The sequence below is a fragment of the Segeticoccus rhizosphaerae genome (assembly GCF_005222685.1).
GTDB lineage: Bacteria > Actinomycetota > Actinomycetes > Actinomycetales > Dermatophilaceae > Segeticoccus > Segeticoccus rhizosphaerae.
On the sequence record NZ_SWMA01000045.1, the window covers coordinates 1 to 19,207 of the forward strand.

At 64.5% G+C, this 19,207-nt stretch carries 13 protein-coding genes; 11 read left to right on the plus strand and 2 right to left on the minus strand.

The genetic code is table 11. The annotated features are described in order from the left end of the window. Positions 1–757 (minus strand): ArdC family protein (locus FCN22_RS19265; RefSeq protein ID WP_238384854.1); only part of this gene is annotated, 757 nt, incomplete at its 3' end. 309 nt (positions 758–1,066) lie between these two features. On the opposite strand from FCN22_RS19265, the gene FCN22_RS19270 reads away from it, so the two are divergent. From FCN22_RS19270 to FCN22_RS19320, 11 genes are all read left to right on the plus strand, one after another. Next, on the plus strand, positions 1,067–1,498 hold the full coding sequence (locus tag FCN22_RS19270; protein ID WP_137123192.1) for a hypothetical protein: 432 nt from the start codon (positions 1,067–1,069) through the stop codon (positions 1,496–1,498). A gap of 60 nt (positions 1,499–1,558) precedes the next feature. Beyond that, complete coding sequence (locus FCN22_RS19275; RefSeq protein ID WP_137123193.1) at positions 1,559–2,023, plus strand: hypothetical protein; 465 nt, start codon at positions 1,559–1,561, stop codon at positions 2,021–2,023. Then, on the plus strand, positions 2,020–3,030 hold the full coding sequence (locus FCN22_RS19280; protein WP_137123194.1) for an MAB_1171c family putative transporter: 1,011 nt from the start codon (positions 2,020–2,022) through the stop codon (positions 3,028–3,030). The genes FCN22_RS19275 and FCN22_RS19280 overlap by 4 nt, the downstream gene beginning before the upstream one ends. Further along, a complete protein-coding gene (locus FCN22_RS19285; protein WP_137123195.1) occupies positions 3,027–4,169 on the plus strand; it encodes an alpha/beta hydrolase in 1,143 nt (380 codons plus the stop codon). The genes FCN22_RS19280 and FCN22_RS19285 overlap by 4 nt, the downstream gene beginning before the upstream one ends. Positions 4,170–4,303: 134 nt before the next feature. Continuing rightward, entirely contained in the window at positions 4,304–4,504 is a 201-nt protein-coding gene (locus FCN22_RS19290; RefSeq protein ID WP_137123196.1) for a helix-turn-helix domain-containing protein, read from the plus strand. 158 nt (positions 4,505–4,662) lie between these two features. After that, entirely contained in the window at positions 4,663–8,193 is a 3,531-nt protein-coding gene (locus FCN22_RS19295) for a helicase-related protein (RefSeq protein WP_512700753.1), read from the plus strand. Then, entirely contained in the window at positions 8,190–11,024 is a 2,835-nt protein-coding gene (locus tag FCN22_RS19300) for a DUF1156 domain-containing protein (protein WP_137123198.1), read from the plus strand. The genes FCN22_RS19295 and FCN22_RS19300 overlap by 4 nt, the downstream gene beginning before the upstream one ends. A gap of 3 nt (positions 11,025–11,027) precedes the next feature. After that, positions 11,028–12,146, plus strand: a complete 1,119-nt coding sequence (locus FCN22_RS19305; RefSeq protein ID WP_137123199.1) for a PDDEXK nuclease domain-containing protein — start codon at positions 11,028–11,030, stop codon at positions 12,144–12,146. Positions 12,147–12,207: 61 nt separating this feature from the next. After that, on the plus strand, positions 12,208–15,606 hold the full coding sequence (locus FCN22_RS19310; protein WP_137123200.1) for a DUF499 family protein: 3,399 nt from the start codon (positions 12,208–12,210) through the stop codon (positions 15,604–15,606). A gap of 8 nt (positions 15,607–15,614) precedes the next feature. After that, positions 15,615–17,006 (plus strand): Shedu immune nuclease family protein, encoded by a 1,392-nt coding sequence (locus FCN22_RS19315; protein WP_137123201.1) that lies wholly within the window; start codon positions 15,615–15,617, stop codon positions 17,004–17,006. A gap of 5 nt (positions 17,007–17,011) precedes the next feature. After that, positions 17,012–18,076: a DUF3644 domain-containing protein gene (locus tag FCN22_RS19320; protein WP_137123202.1), complete on the plus strand. Its 1,065-nt coding sequence runs from the start codon at positions 17,012–17,014 to the stop codon at positions 18,074–18,076. On the opposite strand, the gene FCN22_RS19325 is transcribed toward FCN22_RS19320, so the two are convergent. Beyond that, positions 18,032–19,153, minus strand: a complete 1,122-nt coding sequence (locus FCN22_RS19325; protein WP_137123211.1) for a DNA cytosine methyltransferase — start codon at positions 19,151–19,153, stop codon at positions 18,032–18,034. The genes FCN22_RS19320 and FCN22_RS19325 overlap by 45 nt on opposite strands. Positions 19,154–19,207: the final 54 nt, after the last annotated feature.

Below are 19,207 nucleotides of genomic sequence, written 5' to 3' on the forward strand. Positions count from 1 at the left end.
CCACCCGCGTGTCATCTCCGCGCTCACGGGCGAGAACCCCACGAAGCGAGCCAGTTAGTGCGGTCAACGGATCGTGCGCGAGGGTCTTGACCTGCGCGGCAGGGTCCATGTTCTCCCGCACCGCGACGGTGCGCGCCTCGTAGTCGGTCATGCCGTTCGCGCCGGAGATCATCCCCTCGTGCGGCACTCGCAGCACCTTGAACCCCGCCCCGCGAATCTGCCCGGCCAACCCATCCCAGAGCCCCGAAGGTGCTTCGCCTTCCAGCAGCGCAGGCGCGGGCGGCATCGGCAGCGGTTCGCCGTCGGTCTGCGAGGCGTCCCACACGTAGGCCGGGCGCGCGCCGACCATCCGCGAGCGCGCGACCTCGTTGACCTTGTGCTTCTCTCGTGGTCCCAGGCGACGCCAGGAGTTCGGATCGGCAGGATTGGATGAGGCGAACCGGCCCGTCACCGGGGCGAAGATCATGTAGCCCGGCTGGCCCTTCATCACCTGCCGCCCGAGCCCCTGCCACTGCCGGTACCCGGCAACCAGGGTGGGGAAAGGCTCGGGCACCCGGCCAGCCTCGAACGCCGCCTCGTGCTGCACCCAGATCAGCATCGTGTTGTTGAACGACCGCGACCGGAACCGTGCCGCGAAGGCCAGCGCATGCCGCCAGTCGTCACCCGAGACCAGCGACTCGACCGCACCGGTCAGCTTCTCGTGCAGCTCGTCGAGCTTCGCCTCTCGCGCCGCGCGGGCGTCCTCGTTCGATGCCATGCTCCGGCCTCCTCTTCGGCGGGCCGCGCCAAGGTTGCGCGCGGCGGTACACCTGGCAGGTAGTCGCGAACACCCGCGCCCAGACCGTGAGCTGGACATCGTTCACCTCCTTGAGGCAGCCCGAGCCGAGACCGGCACCGAGCATTGAGCATGCTCAAAACATCCCGGAGTCCTGTTCTAACACCGACCGTTGAGCATGCGCAAGCCTTGATTTGTGCATGCTCAACGCGTACGGTTGAGCATGCACAACCACCCTCAGGGTGGATCACATCGATGCCTTGCCCGTCGCGAAGGGAAGGGGGTCCCGTCATGACCGACGACGAGAGTCAGGCTGCGGCCGAAGACCTCGCCAAGCGTCTGCGGCTCCTGATGGATGTCGCCGTCGCCGAGTCCGGCACGGAACCGACCTACTCGCAGATCGCCGACTACCTCCAAGAACGAGGCACCAACCTGTCGCGATCGCGCTGGACGTACATGATCAATGGTCACCGCTACGTCCAAGACCCCGCCGTGTTCGAGGGGCTCGCGGAGTTCTTCGACGTGGACGCCGCGTTCCTGCTCGGTGAGGACGGTGCGGCCACCCCCGAGAAGGTCTCTGCGCAACTTGATCTCGTTCGGTCCATGCGTGCCGCGAAGGTCAAGTCTTACGCAGCCCGCACCCTCGGCGACATCTCGCCGAAAGCACTCCATGCCATTACCAAATTCCTGGATGAGGAAATGACACCAACGCCTGAGCACTGACGGGTGTCGCGCAAGGCCAAGCCGATACCGGTCGCTGCTCCCCACTGAGAGGGGCGAACCGTGAATACCGAACAGACCGTATCGGCGGCCGTCGCAGGCCTTCAGCTCGGCAACACCTTCACCTTCGACGAACTCCTCCGCTCTGTCCAGGACCAGCGGCACCGCAGGCTTCGAGTCATTGAGCTGGCTAATCTCGATACCCACGACGGCCTCTGCGCGCTCTGGCTGGCAACCGATACCGATGATCTCGTGCTCCACGCCCGCACCGACTCCACACTCCACCGACAGCAGTTCATCCTCCACGAACTCGCCCACATGGTCCTCGGCCACTGCGAAGGCGATGACTGCACCGTCGACGAGGCGCTGCTGCCCAACATCCCGCCCTACACCCGAGGACGCCTCCTCCGGCGGCAAGACCTTGACAGCGAAACCGAGATCGCCGCCGAGTCCCTCGCCGACAAGCTCGCCGCCGGCATCCGAGGATCAGTGTTCGCAGAGTCGGCATTCTCGGAGATATTCGGATGATCCAGATGCTCGTCGCGACGCTCATGTGGGCGCTCGTGGCGAGCCTGCTTATCTTCCGCCGCAAACGCACCGACAGAAGCATCACCTACGCCGCCTTTACCATTGCCATCGCGATGACGCTGAATGTCGATGGCATCTACACGGTCGTCGATCCGCTCCTCGGCGGCACGAACATCGCGACGCTGATCGCGGACGCTCTCCTTATGGTCGGGCTCTTCTTCCTCGGGCGGGGCGTCATGAAGACCGGCGAGTACCGGCCCAGGATCGTCCGCGGCGCCGTCAGCGCCCCCGTCCTGCTCATCGCGCTGCTCGCGATCACCGCATCGTTCCTGTTCATCGACCGCGGCACCACCACGACACGATTCATGAGCGACCTCGGCGCGCAACCAGCAGCAGCGGTCTACTCGATCATCAACTTCAGCTACGGAGCACTCGTCATCGCGACGATGCTCGTCCTCGCCACGCGGCAGTATCGCGACAGCACCGGCATTCAGCGCCTGCCCGCTGCGCTGTTGAGCCTGGGATCAGCGTTTGGCGTCGCTCTCTGCCTCACCGTGATCGTCATGGACATCGCCCACGCAATCGGCCACCTCGACCTCATGCACACCATTCAGCCCGCCTACAATCCACTGTCCGCACTCACCTTCCTGTTCCTCTGCGCTGGGTTCGCCGTCCAACCCGCCGTCCGTCGCGCCCAGCACCACGCCCGGCAGAGGCAGACGATCACGTTCACTGCGCAGCTGGAGCCGCTTTGGCTCCGAGCGACGCGCGCGCGGCCCGGGCTGAGCCAGGCCGACCCCCTCGCGGCTAACAGCGAAGACCCCGAAGGTCACCTACACCGAGTGATCGTCGAAATCCGCGACGCGATGATCGACCCCCGCATCACCTTCGACATCAGCGCCGAGGACCGCGACCTACTCGAATGCGCCGAGAGCCACCTAGTTGGAAGCGATGCTTCCGCAGCGGCGGCCTTGCCCGTTCCGCACGTTGAGGAACGCAGATCGTGATCTTGCGCATCGCTCTCGGCAGCGGGATCGTGACGGCAACGGCTGCCGGGATCGGGTATGCAATCGCGCGCCGACTCACCGCACCTGTCGGCCCACGAACGTTCGACCTCACTATTCGAGCAGTCGAGCACGACGGCGACGGCGACGGCGACCTGATCGTGCTCGACCGCACCGAGCAGACCACCGCTCCCGGCATCTACAACCTCTGGTTCGAGCACGGCGGCCGGGCACAACTCTCGACCGAGATCGTCGATCGCGGACCCACTCGCGTCGCTCGGCGAGTCACGGGCACCACAGCGGGCCTCATCCCAGGGGGCGGCGGTTGCGCTTCGTGGAGCGGCATCTACTACGCCACCCCAGCCGACGCCGGACTCCACGCCCGCGACATCACCATCACCACTCCGGCAGGGCCATGCCCGGCCTGGCGCATCGACGGCGACCCTTCGACGTGGGCGATCCACATCCACGGCCTCGGCAGCACCCGCGCCGGCACCCTCCGCGGCGTCCTCGCCGCAACCGAACTCGGCTACACCTCCCTCGTCGTCAGCTACCGCAACACCACGGAAGGGCCACGAGCCGGCGCCGGCCGCTCAACCCTTGGCGATACGGAGATGGCCGACGTTGACGAAGCCATCGGATACGCCGTCCGACGCGGTGCTCGCCAGATCGTGTTCTTCGGCTGGTCGATGGGTGCCGCGATCGCCCTCCAGCTCGCCAGCCACCCGCGACACGAGGAGCTGATCGCCGCGCTCGTCCTCGACTCACCCGTCCTCGACTGGACCGAAGTCATCAAGGCCAACTGCGTCCGTAGCGGACTGCCCGCAGCAGCCGGCCACCTGGCGATCCCGTGGCTCACCGTCACCCCACTGGCACGTGCAGTCGGGTTGCCGGGCCGCATCCCCGTTCGCTCCTTCGACTGGACCGCACGATCAGCAGACCTCACGACGCCGACCCTGATCCTCCACGGCACGCGAGACGAATCCGTACCGATCCAGCTCTCACAAGCACTCCGACACGCCCGCCCGGACCTCGTCGAGCTGGAGCCCTTCGACGCCGGCCACACCCTCTGCTGGAACTCCGACCCCGACCGGTGGCAGGAAGCAGTGACGACCTGGCTTCAAGCACGTGTCCCGCGCTGATCGCTGAACGGAGCGACCACCCTCGGCACCCATCTCGTTCGGCCACGCCCGGAGAAACCCAACTCAAGCCGTACCTCCACCGGTATCATCGTGAGTGTTGGCCTGCCTGGGCCATTGAGCGAGGGAGGACCAACGTGGCTGAGCCGTGGCTGTCCGCAGACGACATCGCCGCCCACCTCGGGGTCACCAAAGACACCGTCTACACCTGGATCGCCGAGAAGTCCATGCCCGCCCACAAGGTCGGACGCCTCTGGAAGTTCCAAGCCAGCGAGATCGACGACTGGGTGCGACGAGGTGGCGCTGCCGTCGACTCCGAACCCTCCGCACCGGGGTGAGCGCATCGCTCGCCCCGAGCCACTAACACTTTGTCGGTGGCACCACATATCCTGATCCACTGCCCAAAATCGGAAGGAGGCACCTCGTGACAGAAGCGACGACCGACACGACATTGACGCTCGCGACGCTGCGTGCGGGCCAGCGCCTCCGTGGCTTGGTGCCGGGGCAGACGGTCACGCTGATCGCCATCGATCCCATCGACGCTGAGCTGTTCGAGGTCTTCTACCGTGACGACTCGGGTCGCAGCGGTGCGCGGGCGATCACCGATGCCGACGCGGCACGGTTCGAGGTCGCGGGTGACTTCGACTCCGCTCCGGCCTACGATGCCGACCCGGACGAGTTCCGGCTCGCAGCCGAGGCGCTGCGGATCAAGTATGCCGCGCTCTACGATCCGATGGTCGCGGTCAACAGCTCGGATGTTGACCCGCTGCCGCACCAGATTCGCGCGGTCTATGAGGAACTGCTGCCGCGCATCCCGCTGCGGTTCCTGCTGGCCGACGACCCCGGTGCGGGCAAGACGATCATGGCCGGGCTCTATCTGAAGGAGCTGATCCTGCGCTCGGACTGCGAGCGAGCGATCATCGTCGCTCCCGGTGGGCTCGTGGAGCAGTGGCGGGAGGAACTCAGCCAGAAGTTCGATCTGCGCTTCGAGATCTTCAGCCGCCAGATGGTCGACGATGCGCAGGGCCGCAACGTCTTCGCTGAGCACCCGTTCCTGATCGCCCGCATGGACCAGCTCTCCCGCAGCGAAGACCTGAGCGAGCAGCTCGGCGAGGTCACCTGGGATGTCGCGGTCGTTGACGAGGCCCACCGCATGTCGGCCCACTACTCGTCATGGGCGGGCGAAGTCGATGAGACCAAGCGTTTCAAGCTCGGACGGCTGCTGTCGGAGACCGCGCACAACTTCCTGCTGATGACCGCGACCCCGCACGCGGGCAAGGAAGAGGACTTCCAGCTCTTCATGTCACTGCTGGACCGCGACCGCTTCGAGGGCCAGTACCGGCAGGGCGTGCACCGCACCGACACCGACGGCCTGATGCGCCGCATGGTGAAGGAAGACCTGCTCACCTTCGAGGGCAAGCCGCTGTTCCCCGAACGCAAGGCCTACACGGTCGAGTACGAGCTGAGCTCTGCCGAGCGAGACCTCTACGAACAGGTCACCGATTACGTCCGCACCGAGATGGGGCGCGCTGAGCGGATTGCCCAGGCCGGGGACAAGAAGCGCGGCAACAACGTCGGGTTCGCGCTCACCGTGCTGCAACGCCGCCTCGCCTCCAGCCCCGAAGCGATCTTGCGGTCCCTGGAACGACGCCAACAGCGCCTCGACACGAAACTGCGCGACATGCAGCGCATCACCGACGATGCCCGCTTCAGCATCTCCATCTCTTCACACATCGACGAATGGACGACAGGTAAGGCCACGCTCGACTTCGGGAGCGACGCGCTGCCTGCGTTCTCGGTCGATGACTTCGAGGACTTCGATCAGGAGACGACCGACGAGGAACGCGCCCAGTTCGAGGAACAAGCGGACCAGGTTGTCGATCTTGCCACGGCCGCGCAGACGATCCCGGAGTTGCGGGCGGAGATCGCGATCCTCGAAGACCTCATCAAGGTCGCTCGGCGCGTCCGGCTGCAAGACGATGACAAGAAGTGGGTGCAGCTGCGCACCATCCTCGACGAGCAGCTCCTGACTCACGACGGCTCGGGTGACGCACGCAAGATCATCATCTTTACCGAGCACCGCGACACCCTCGACTACCTGCAAGCCAAGATCACCGCCCAGTTCGGGCGCGCCGATTCGGTCATCACGATCCACGGCGGAACCCGACGCGAAGACCGCAAGATTGCCCGCGAACGCTTCACCCACAACCCCGACACCGTGGTCCTGCTGGCCACGGACGCCGCTGGCGAAGGTCTGAACCTTCAACGTGCGCACCTGATGGTGAACTACGACCTGCCCTGGAACCCGAACCGCATCGAGCAGCGCTTCGGTCGCATCCACCGCATCGGCCAGCGCGAGGTCTGCCACCTGTGGAACATGGTCGCCAGAGACACCCGCGAGGGCGACGTGTTCACCCGGCTGCTGGCGAAGATCGACCAGATGTCGATCGCCTACAACGGCAACCTCTTCAACGTACTCGGCGACGCCGACGCCTTCCAAGAGCGCTCGCTGCGTGACCTGCTGATCGAGGCGATCCGCTACGGCGACCAGCCCCAGGTCAAGGCCAAGCTCGACCGCATCATCGACGCCGGTGTCTCCCACGGCCTCGACGAGATGCTCGCGGAACGCGCCCTCCACCCCGAGATGTTCTCCGCACTCAACCTCGACGAAGTTCGGGCACGTATGGAGAAGGCCCGTGAACGCCGACTCCAGCCCGGTTACATCGCCGCCTTCTTCCTCCCCGCGCTCACACGGCTCGGCGGGCGTATCCGTAAGCGGGAGAAGGGGCGCTACGAGATCACCCGCGTTCCGGCCCGCGTGATCGACGCTGCGCGTCGCCTCAACCGATGGGCGCCCGTCGCCGAGCAGTACGAGCGCATCACCTTCGAACTCTCACGGATGCACCCCGACGGTCTCGCCGATGCCTCCCTGATTGCACCTGGCCATCCGTTGCTGCATGCCGTGATCGAGGCGACCATTGACGACCTCGGCCCCACTCTCAAGCAAGGCACGGTGCTGGTCGATCGGCGCACTAAGCAGACCGATGCGCCGATGCTGATGTTCAGCGTCGAGCAGCGCATCGAGAATACGGCTGCCGATGCCGACACGGTCTCTCATCACTTCGACTACCCGCTCCTCGAACAAGACGGCACCGTCACCGTGTCCGCAGCACCCCCATACCTCGACTACGACCGCCCCGACTCGACCGAGACCGAAGCCATCGCTGACATCACGGGCAGCGACTGGGCGCGACAGAACCACGAGAAGCTCGTGCGCGCCTGGGCCTACCGTGAAGGGCTCCAGCCCCGCATGGACGAGATCAAGACCCGACTCGACATCGAGACCGCGCGCACCCGAACGCAGGTGAAGGATCGCCTGCTGGCCGAGATCAACCACTGGGATCGCGAACACAACCGCCTCGAAGCCCTCGAACGAGCAGGCACCGTCGGTCGGCTCCGCGCCGAGACCGCACTCGTTCGCGCTCGGCAGCTCGATGAGCGCCTGAGCCACCGCCTCGAACAGCTCGACGAGGCCACCAACCTTGTCGCCGTGCCCGCCGTCATCCGCGGCGCTGCGCTGATCCTCCCCAGTGCGCTTCTTGTGACCGATGCTGAGCCTGAAGCGCAGACCTTTGCCCGCCAGACCGAGGAAGTCGAGCGGCGAGCGGTCGAATCCGTGCTCGCCGCCGAGCGAGCACTCGGACGCGAACCCGTCGAGATGCCGCGCAACAACCCCGGCTACGACATCCAGTCCACCGACCGGAACGGCTTCGTCCACTACATCGAGGTCAAGGGCCGCATCGAAGGTTCCGACACCTTCACCATCACAACCAACGAGATCACCTTCGCCCAGACCCAAGGCGACCGGCACCGGCTCGCCCTGGTCGAGGTCTCGACCAGCGGCGCCGACAACGACCGGTTGCGCTACGTGAGCGACGCCTTCACCCACCTTGAGCCATCCGCGACCACCCGCTCCTACAACGAGGTCTGGCGCAACTACTGGGAACGCGGAGGACCACCGCGATGACCCACACCACTGACAGCAACCAGCCCGACGCCAGCGAGAGAAGCACAGTGACCAACGCACCCAAGAAGAAGCTCATCGAAGTCTCGCTACCGCTGGAAGCAATCAACGCCGAGGCATCGCGTGAGAAGTCGATCCGGCACGGGCACCCCTCGACACTGCACCTGTACTGGGCACGTCGGCCGCTCGCAGCAGCGCGCGCAGTTCTCTTCGCTCAACTCGTCGATGACCCGTCATCACGCCCTGACGAGTTCCCGACTGTCGAGGCTCAGGATGCAGAGCGCGCACGACTCCATGCGTTGCTGGAGAAGCTCGTTGTCTGGGAGAACAGCAACGACGAGACCCTCCTACGGCAGGCGCGCGAGGAGATTCGCAAGAGCAACAACGGTGACTTGCCCGCTGTGCTTGATCCCTTCGCCGGCGGTGGAGCAATCCCGCTTGAAGCGCAGCGTCTCGGCCTTGAGGCGCATGCCAGCGATCTCAACCCGCTGGCTGTACTAATCAACAAGGCGTTGATTGAGATTCCTCCACAGTTCGCGGGTATGCAACCAGTCTTCCCTGGCGCAGTTGGAACTCAAACCGGGTGGAACCGCGCTGAGGGTCTTGCAGAGGATGTTCGCCGCTACGGCGAATGGATGCGTGACGAGGCCGTGAAGCAGATTGGTCATCACTACCCGAAGATCACCGCTCCTGGTGGCACAGAGCACACTGTGATCGCCTGGATATGGGCACGGACCGTCAAGAGTCCCAATCCGGCTAACCCCATCGAGGTCCCACTGGCACGGTCGTGGTGGCTCAGCAAGAAGAAGGGTAAAGAGGCTTGGATCGACGCCAAGGTTACCGACGGACGCGTGCGCTATGAAGTCCGGCACGATGCCTACGGACCGACGGGCGATGATGACGGGACTGTCGTTCGTGGCACGGGTCGCGCCGTTGGCGATGGGACAGTCATCCCCAACGCGTACATTCGAGATGAGGCTCAGGCTCAGAGAGTTGGGGCACATCTCGTCGCAGTAGTTGCGGAGAATAAGGGCGGACGCATCTACCTGTCCGCCAGCGAAGAGCATGCCGGAGCCGCGCGGGTCGACCGGCCGGATGATGTTCCGTCCCAGGAGGTGCCGACGCGCAACCATGATGTTGATCGCCTTCCGATGTATGGAATGCCGACATGGGCAGACGCCTTTACCAATCGCCAACTGTCTATGTTGACGACTCTCAGTGACCTTGTGGGCGACGCCCGCGACCGAGTCCTCGCCGACGCACGCGGCGCAGGTATGCCGCAGGGTGACCGTCTTGAGGATGGCGGCCGCGGCGCCGAAGCATACGCCGATGCCGTTGCTACTTATCTCGGTTTGGCTGTCAGCAGGATGACCGACTACAACTCATCACTGACAGGCTGGAACACCGCACGTGAAGGAACGCGTGGTGTCTTCGCGCGGCAGGCGATCCCAATGGTGTGGGACTACGTCGAGGTGAACCCGTTCTCGGGGTCGTCTGGCAACTTCGTCGGACAAATCGACTGGATCGTTCGAGCTATCGATCATCTTCCGGCTACGCCTACTGGGTTCGTCACGCAGTCCGATGCGGCCTCTCGCAGCTATCACGGGCTTGCGATCTCAACTGACCCGCCGTACTACGACAACATCGGGTACTCAGACCTCTCCGACTATTTCTACGTGTGGCTTCGGCGCTCTTTGCGCCAGACTCATTCAAAGACCGTCGGGACCCTCCTCACTCCGAAGGCCGAGGAACTTGTCGCAAACCCCAATCGCCACAACGGGAAGAAGGGGGCAGAGAAGTTCTTCGTCGCCGGATTCAATTCGGTATTCGCGCACATCCGCGAAGGGGCTAACCTCGATGTTCCACTTACGGTCTACTACGCGTATAAGCAGCAGGACACGCGCGATGCAGGCACATCATCGACTGGGTGGCACACCCTGCTGAACGGCCTGATAGATGCCGGGTGGGAGATCACCGCGACTTGGCCCATGCGCAGTGAGCGCGGAGGCCGAATGATTAGCGTCGGAACGAATGCCCTTGCGTCCTCAATCGTGCTCGCCTGTCGCCCACGCCCCGAGGATGCCCCAGCAACGACCCGCCGCGCATTCGTATCGGCGCTGAAGGTAGAACTGCCAGAAGCGCTGCGCAAGCTCATTCAGGGATCGATTGCGCCAGTGGACCTTGCCCAGGCGGCGATTGGTCCCGGCATCTCGGTGTTCTCTCGCTATTCACGAGTGCGCGAAGCAGATGGGTCGGACATGAGCGTCAAAGACGCGCTGTTGCTCATCAACTCCACGCTTGATGAGGTGATTGGTGAGCAGGAGTCCGACTTCGATCCGGACACACGATTCGCAGTCAAGTGGTATCGCCAGTATGGCTGGACGCAGGAGAACTCAGGGATCGCGGACCAGCTTGCGCGATCTTCCGACACATCGATTGGCGCACTCGAACGCGGCGGCATCTTCGAGGCGAAGGGCGGCAAGGCCCGCCTGCTGTCGCCGTCTCAGCTCGAAGAAGCCTGGGATGCAGCAGCCGATGAGCGAGTCAGCGTCTGGGAGGCGACAGTCCGCTTGGCCGCCGTGATGGCCAAGGACGGGGCCGACAAGGTGGCCGAGTTGCTGCCGTCGGTGCAGACCCGCGTGAACCTTGACGCAGTGAAGGAACTGGGCTTCCTGCTGTTCCACGAGGCCGAGAAGAAAAAGGACACGAAGGACGCCATCCTCTTCAACGGCTTGGTGAGCGCCTGGGGTGATGTGAACGAGCAGGCGCGCAAGTACGCCTCGACGCCACGCTCGTCACAGCAGGCGTTCGACTTCGACGAGGACGAGGATTAGGTCGTGCCTGGCAGTCGAGATCAAGCCCGGAGCAGTGGCGCAGCAGCGCGTCGCTCTGGCGCGGACCTGACGCCGTTCCGGGCCATCGCGGAGTCAGTCAGCGCCGAGGGCGGCGAACTCGTAGAGCAGGTGTCGGCTCTGATCGACCAGGCGCAGGCGTTCGCGGCCGCGCAGGTGAACGCCACCTTGACGTTGCGGAACTGGTACATCGGTCGATTGATCGACGTGGCCGTGCTGCGCGAAGGACGCGCCGGGCACGACCAGGAGCTTGTTGCATCACTGGCGCAACAACTGACCTCACGGTACGGCCGAGGCTACGACCGAACGAACCTGTATCGGATGGTGCGGTTCTCCCAGCAGTTCACCGAGCCCGAACTTGTTGCGTCACTGGCGCAACAAGTCAGTTGGACCCACTTCCGCGAGCTGCTTCCGCTCGCAACCGACGACGCACGAGCCTTCTACGTGAAGGAGATCATCGACCGCCACCTCAGCGTCCGTGACCTTCGCCACGCCATCTCGCGCAAGGCGTTCGAGCGCCGTGAGATCGCGGACTCGCAGATTCCCGAGGGCTCGGCAGTCCCGCTGGATGCTTTCCGCGACCCGGTGCTGCTGGACATGCTCGGGCTGGCCGACACCTTCTTGGAGCGCGACCTCGAAGCGGCTCTGCGCCACGACATGGAGACGTTCCTGTTGGAGGTCGGTCGCGGGTGGGCGTTCGTCGAACGCCAGAAGCGCATGACCTTCGATGGAGACGACTACTACCTCGACCTGCTGTTCTACTCCCGTCCACTGCGTCGGCTGATCGCGGTGGAGTTGAAGGTCGGCAAGTTCAAGCCGAGCTATCAGGGGCAGATGAACTTCTACCTGAAGTGGCTGGACCGGCACGAACGCCAGGCAGACGAGAATCCGCCCATCGGCCTCATCCTGTGTACCGAGGCGAGCCGTGACCAGATCGAGCTGCTCGAACTGCACAAGGACGGGATCGTGGTCGCCGAATACTGGACGACCCTGCCTCCGAAGGCGGAGCTCCAGGCCCGCATCCAGGCGATCTACCGGGAGGCACAGGAGCGGATCGCGCGGAGGCAGCTCACCGCAGCGGCGGAAGAAGACATTGATGAGTAGGGATTGGCCGGCGCTGGATGCAGCCTCGTCGGCAGCAAGTAGTGGGTTCTAGGAGACAACGATGGCGATGAACAACCGAGATCGAGTGGGCAAGGCTTTCGACCTGCTCTCCGAGGGGCTCCTGGACGAGGTCGATGAGGTCATGACGCGGGCCTACAAGACTGCTGACTGGCCGGCCGCGTGGGCGAAGGAGGATGCCCAGCGCAAGGGCGGGCCGTTGCGCACGCTGACCAAGCACGATGTGCAGGTGCAGCTCCGCGCGATCACCGAGCAGGGCTATCACTTCAAGGACGTGCTCTCCCGCGCCCAGCAAGGCTTCGCATCCGAGCTGCGCGAGACCCGGAACCTGTGGGCGCACAACGAGCCCTTCAGCTCCGATGACGCATCGCGTGCGCTCGACACGATTGAGCGTCTGCTGCACGCGGTCGGTGCGGTCGATTCTGCAGAGGACGTACGGAAGCTGCGCGTCGATCTACAGCGCACGGTGTTCGAGGATCAGACCCGCAAGCAGGTGAAGCGTACGAAGGTGTCGCTCGAACCTGGCTCCGGGCTGCGTCCGTGGCGTGAGGTGATCCGGCCCCACGATGACGTGGCGCGCGGCGCGTTCACCGCCTCGGAGTTCGCGGCCGACCTTCACCTGGTTCACACGGGGCAGGCGACGAGCCCCGAGTACGGCGATCCGGTCGAGTTCTTCACTCGCACCTACCTCACCGAGGGCTTGCGCGACCTGCTGTCGCGGGCGCTGCGACGCCTGAACGGCGAAGCCGGCGCGAGCCCGGTGGTGAACCTGCAAACCAACTTCGGCGGCGGCAAGACCCACTCGATGCTGGCGCTCTACCACCTATTCAGCGGTACCCCGGTCAAGGACTTCCCGCAGGAGCTTCAGGAACTCATCGCCGCGAACGGCAACCCTGACCTCGGTGCACTCGATGTGCGACGGGTCGCCCTCGTCGGCACCTATCTGAAGGCCGGCTCACCGATCATCAAGGACGACGGCACCGAGGTTCGCACGCTGTGGGGTGAACTTGCCTGGCAGCTCGGTGGACGTGAAGCCTACGACCTGATCGCCGAGGACGACCGCGCTGGCACCAACCCCGGTGAGGCGCTACGCACGCTGATCGTGCGCTACTCGCCGTCCCTGATCCTGATCGACGAGTGGGTGGCCTACGCTCGCCAGCTCGTCACCGACAAGGAGCTCCCGTCCGGTTCGTTCGAGACGCAGTTCACCTTCGCGCAGTCGCTGACCGAGATCGTGCGCTCGGTGCCGGGCGTGATGCTCGTGGTCTCGATCCCGGCATCCGACACCGGCACCGACGGACGCGGCAGCGACATCGAGATTGGTGGCGCGAACGGCCAGCTCGCGCTTGAACGCCTCCAGAACGTGATCCGCCGTGTCGCCGACCAGTGGCGGCCGTCGAGCAAGGACGAGTCGTTCGAGATCGTCCGCCGCCGTCTGTTCCAGGCTCCGAACGCCGAGGGGCTCACGACCATCTCGGCTGTGGCGCGCAGTTTCACGAACCTGTACCGCAACAACACCGCGCTGTTTCCGCGCGATGCGGCGTCGCCGAACGACGACTACGAGAAGCGCATCCGCGCGTCCTACCCTCTGCACCCCGAACTGCTGGATCGCTTGTATGAGGACTGGTCGACGCTGGAGCGGTTCCAGCGCACCCGTGGTGTTCTGAAGCTCGTCTCGTCGATCGTGCACGAGCTGTGGGCATCGAACGACGCTTCGCCGCTGATCCTGCCCGGCAACGTGCCACTGGATGCGACGACCGTGAACACGGATCTGACGCAGTACCTCGAAGATCAGTGGAAGCCGATCATCGACTCCGACATCGACGGCCCCGGCTCGACCGCGCAGCAGATCGACCTCGACCGCCCCAATCTCGGCCAGCGCTTCGTCACCCAGCGCATCGCACGCACGATCTTCATGGGCGCAGCACCTCGGATCAAGAGCACCCGCAAAGGACTCGACAAGCAGTACCTCTGGCTCGGCACCGCCGTCCCCGGCGACACGCTCGGGAACTTCGGCAGCGCCGTCGAACTGCTCGCGCAGCGCTCGACCTACTTCTACCAAGAGCAGGGCCACTACTGGTTCGACACCCAGCCCTCGGTCACCAAGACCGCGAACGACTACGCAGAGCGGCTCCGCGAGGATGTCGAGACGGTCTGGAACGAGATCACCCGCCGCCTTCAAGGAGAAGAGCGGGTGCGCGGTCTGTTCGACCGTGTCCACATCGCCCCGTCGTCATCCGCCGATGTCCCCGACCTTGAAGATACGCGCTTGGTGATCGCGCACCCGCGGCACGCCCGTCGCAAGCAGGACGGTGCCGACTCGGCTGCGCATGCGTGGGTCCGTGACGCTATCGAGAGCAAGGGCGCGAGCCAGCGCATCCACCGCAACACTCTGATCTTCCTTCTCGCCGACAAGAGCGAGTTGGAGAGTCTCGAAGCGGCCACCCGCAGCTACCTCGGCTGGAAGCGAGTCCAGGCCACCAGCGACAGCCTCAACCTGTCCGCGCAACAGCGCAAGCAGACTGACGACTGGGTCTCCCGGCTCGATCAGACCGTCTCCGACCGCATCCGCGATACCTTCGTTTGGGCGGTCTACCCCGAGCAGTTCGACCCGACCAAGCCGTTCGAACTTGTCGCCGACCGCGTACCCGACTCCGGCGGACGTTCCCTGGCCGAGCGCGTCAGCGCAAAACTTGGGCGCGAGGATCAGCTCGTCACCGACTTCGGCGCGCCGATCCTCGGTGCCACGCTGCATCACGAACTTGGCGCGCTGTGGCGCGATGCGGGCGAGATCACCGTCGGTGAGCTTTGGGGCTACTTCACCCGGTACACCTACCTGCCCCGCCTCGTCCGACGCGAGGTTCTCGACAGCGCCATCGAACAGTCGCTCTCGGCGGTGCTCGTCGACAACGAACGGTTCGCTATCGCATCAGGCAAGGACGCGGAGACTGGCCGCTACCGCAGCCTGCTCGTGGCACCGAACCCGAACACCCGGATTCAGGTCACCGACAGCACACTGCTCATCGAAACTGAGCGCGCCCAGAAGCAAGCCGATGCCGACCGGATCGCTGCCGCGCGTGAGGCCGCGATGAACGCCGCCGCTGACGGTGACCTCGCTGCCGTTGGGCCGGTCGACTTCGTGTGGACGGGCAGTTCGTCCGCTGAGGGCGATGATCCGTCCGAGGCCGAATCCGCGCTGGAGACGGTGCTCGCCCGGTTCTTCGGATCGGTGAAGATCGACTCCGACCGCTACGCCCGTGACATCGGCAACGTGACCCGAGAGGTGATCGACCGCCTTGCCGGCGCAGGCGCGCGGCTTGACATCACCATCGACATTCAGGCCACCAAGCCCGGGGGCTTCGACGAGTCCGAGGTTCGCACCATCGGCGAGAACGCCCGAGTCCTCAAGTTCGACCCCAGCTCCGGCTTCGAGAAGAGCTGAGGGTAGCGGTGGCTCGATTCGGAAACGATCAGACGAACATCGGTCGCCTCGATGTCCGCACGGTGGACGAAGGTGGTCGAGTTGAGGCCTTCTTCGTTCCGACCGAGCTACCTCATGAAGAGTCGTCGGCACGCCAGCGCTTGGCTGAAGGTGTGAAGCTCGTGGAGCTCGACGCTGCAACGGGCATCCTGAAGATTCACCCCATCAACACACTCTCAAACCACAGCGAGTACCTTGGCCCGAAGTACGAGAAGGTGCAGACGCTTTCCCTGGAAACCTCGTTGCTGGATGAGTATTTCGAGGGCTCCGACTTGGAGTCAATCTTTGAGACGCTACCGCCCGGATTTGTAAAGGACTTCGCCTACGGCCTCGGGTTGCTCAAGGACTGCAACCGGCTGATTCGGTTGATCGAGACCAACACTCCCTGCACAGAGATCATCTTCACTGACGGCAACAGCGCCGCAATCAACGGGACAGGGTTCCACCTCGGCCTATCGCGGTTCGCTGCGATCTGGGCCGAGATCGGTCGGATCAATGACCGGGGAAATCGTGCGGCGGGTCGAGTGAAGGACGTATTCGTACACAACAACCTCGCCGCGACGCTTGGTCTCGCCAGCGCGGACTTCTCGCTTGGGCGACACCCGGACTCGCGCGTGATCGCGAAGGCCGCCGACGGGATCGAAGAACTCAGTAGCGTTGAGCGTGATGCTTTGGTCGAAGCAGTTGCGTCCGAGTCGGCAGCGATAGCAGCTGGATCACCCCAGAAGTTTCAGCAGCTCAAGCGAGACATCGAGCTTGTCAGCCTTGACCGCCTCATCGAGGCGTACGCAGAGGCCTTGGAACAGGGCAAGGCCGAGCCATACTGGCAAGCCTTCTTCGATGACAACGCCTTCGCGCTGCAACAGGTCTTCGGAGCCCCGATGGTCAGTGTGCGCTCCGGAGCGACGGTAGGTGGTCGCGGCCTGTCGGGAAGCGGCGACAAGATCGCGGACTACCTGTTCAAGAACTCGCTCACGAACAACGTCGCTCTGGTGGAGATCAAGAAGCCGACCACGCAACTGCTGGAAGCTCGTGAGTACCGTCAGGGTGTGTTCGGTCCATCGAAAGAGCTCAACGGCGCAGTCTCCCAGGTACTCGATCAGGCGTACAACCTGACGAAGAACCTCACCGGCCTGAAGGAAAGCTCGCGTCAATGGGACTTGGAGTCCTACGGCGTCTCCTGCTTCGTGGTTGCCGGACGGACACCATCGGCCAGCGATCCTGCAAGGCAGAAGTCGTTCGAGTTGTATCGCGCGAACTCCCGCAGCGTGACGATCGTGACCTACGACGAGATTCTTGAGCGACTGCGACTGCTTCGCGACTTCCTCACGCCAGCCGCGCCCACAGCCGAGGAGGTCTGATCGAGATGGCACGCCCACCTGCATGGAGGCACACGCTCGACGAGGCTCGGCGACAGGCTCTCGTTGCGATCGACTTCTACAACCGTCCTGGTGATCGACGCAGCTTCAGTGACTTCATCGTCCACATCCACCTCGCGTGGCAGAACCTGCTTCACGCTGACCGGATGCGCCGCAAGGCGGAAATCTTCTACCGTGAGTCAGGCGGGCGGCGACTCTTCAAACGAAACCCGGATGGCTCGAAGAAGACCTGGGACCTGACCCAGTGCCTCAGGCATGAGTTCAAGGACAACGACCCGATCAGGGCCAACGTCGAGTTCTTCGTCGGGCTGCGGAATCACGTAGAGCACCGATTCCAGGACTCGGTCTTGGTCGCTACAGCCGCAGAGGCGCACGCCTGCATCATCAACTTCGAGGCGGAACTCGTACGCAGGTTCGGCTCCCGCGAGACGCTGGGTTCGGAACTGAAGTTCCCCGTCTTCGTGCAGTCCCTCAGCCCTTCGAGGTACGAGGAACAACGCAACCTCCGTCGCGGCCTACCCGCGGCCGTCTCAAGCTTCATCACCGAGTTCCAAGTCGGCCTACCTGACGAGGTGCGCAGTGACGAGCGATTCGCCTACCGCCTCCTGCTGCTTCCGATGAAGGGACCAAAGACGGAGGCGGACCTCGCACTCAACTTCGTGCGACAGGAAGACCTCAGCGAGGAGGAACTTCAGGCGCTCCTCGGGCAGGAAGGCAGCGTGATCGTTGCCGAGAAGTACCGCGAAGCAGTGCACGGCGATGAAATGCTGCCCAAGGCGGCTGCGGCTGCGGTGGAGCAGCGCATTCCCTTCAGGTTCAGAGTCAACGACTTCACCGCCATCCGGAAGGCGTGGCAGATCGGCCCGGCCAAGAGCGGCGACAAGGAGCAGTTGCCGAAGTCTGACGGCTACTGCGTCTACTCACCGGCGTTCAAGCAGTTCGTATACCGGCCGAAACTCGTCGACCGGATAGTCGGAGCGGTCGATACTGCCGAGAAGTACCAAGCGCTACTTGGCCGCGCACCGACCATGAAGGCCTTGGACGGAACCTGAGCGGGCTTCCAGAAGATCGAGTGCCTGCGCAGCCTGTAGTGGCAGGACTCCGTTGCCGAGCGCCGTGATCTGCTGGTTCTGCGTCAGGTGGTCGGTGTCGGTAACCCAGCCTGCGGGCAAGCCCATGAGCCATTCGACGAATGCCGGTGCTGGGCGGGGGCCGTCGGCGTTGTTCAGGAGGGCTGGTGCTGGCGCGGGTCGCCCGGTGATTCGCTCCCAGCGGGCGATGGCGTCGGCGTACCGTCCCCAGCGCCGAACAGTCCGTCGATCAGGGACCACAGCGTCTCCGATTCGCCTCTCCTGCTCGGTGAGCCACCCGGTCCGTGGAGCGCAAAGTCGATGATCTGATGCGACAGCGCGATCGTCCCACGCCTTGCTCGCACCTGATCGAGCGTTTCCCCGCCGCGCGATGAGTCCGTTGCCAGCGGGGTGCGGAACAGTGCGCCGGGCGAGGGCGAAGATGCGGAAGCGTTGGTGAGGAGCACCGACAAGGGAAGCCGGTAGGCCGATCCATCGCGCATCCAGCCGCAGGTCGGCCAGATCGCCGAGAACGGCGCCGAGAGCCCGTAGAGGTCGAGCTGCGGTGTCTCCCAGATGCCACGGGTCGCGTTCCATGCCGCGAAGGGTTGCATCGCCGTGGTTGCGTCGTTCATGGTCGTCTCCTTGTGCTGGTAACCGTGTCGCGGGCGAGGACAGCAGCCCGCGGACGTTCTCGATGACGACCCATTCGGGCTGGAGAGCGTCGATGGCTGCGGCCATGTGCGCCCAGAGCCCTGAGCGCGTACCTGGTGCGAGGCCGGCGCGCTTGCCGACGGTGGAGACGTCTTGGCAGGGGAACCCGCCGATGAGGATGTCCACGGGCTCGACCCGGCTCCAGTCGATGGCCGTGATGTCCCCGAGGTTCGGCACCTCGGGCCAGTGGTGCCAAAAGACGTGGGCGACGGGCTCGTTGAGTTCGGAGAACCACACGGTCTTGGCGTTGAAGACGTGCTCGACGGCGAGGTCGAGCACGCCGTAGCCACTGAACAGCGACCCGATCCTGAGTCGTGGGTCGCCGCTGGCGTCGAGGTCGCGCATGAAGTCCGCTCCGGTGACGGTCGTCCCCGGCAGCCGTGCCTCATCGAGAACGGA

Bases quoted from the DNA above. Each gene is read 5' to 3' on its own strand.
- FCN22_RS19270 (WP_137123192.1), top strand. From the start codon at position 1,067: ATGACCGACGACGAGAGTCAGGCTGCGGCCGAAGACCTCGCCAAGCGT.
- FCN22_RS19310 (WP_137123200.1), top strand. From the start codon at position 12,208: ATGGCGATGAACAACCGAGATCGAGTGGGCAAGGCTTTCGACCTGCTC.
- FCN22_RS19280 (WP_137123194.1), top strand. From the start codon at position 2,020: ATGATCCAGATGCTCGTCGCGACGCTCATGTGGGCGCTCGTGGCGAGC.
- FCN22_RS19300 (WP_137123198.1), top strand. From the start codon at position 8,190: ATGACCCACACCACTGACAGCAACCAGCCCGACGCCAGCGAGAGAAGC.
- FCN22_RS19325 (WP_137123211.1), bottom strand. From the start codon at position 19,153: ATGCGCGACCTCGACGCCAGCGGCGACCCACGACTCAGGATCGGGTCG.
- FCN22_RS19320 (WP_137123202.1), top strand. From the start codon at position 17,012: ATGGCACGCCCACCTGCATGGAGGCACACGCTCGACGAGGCTCGGCGA.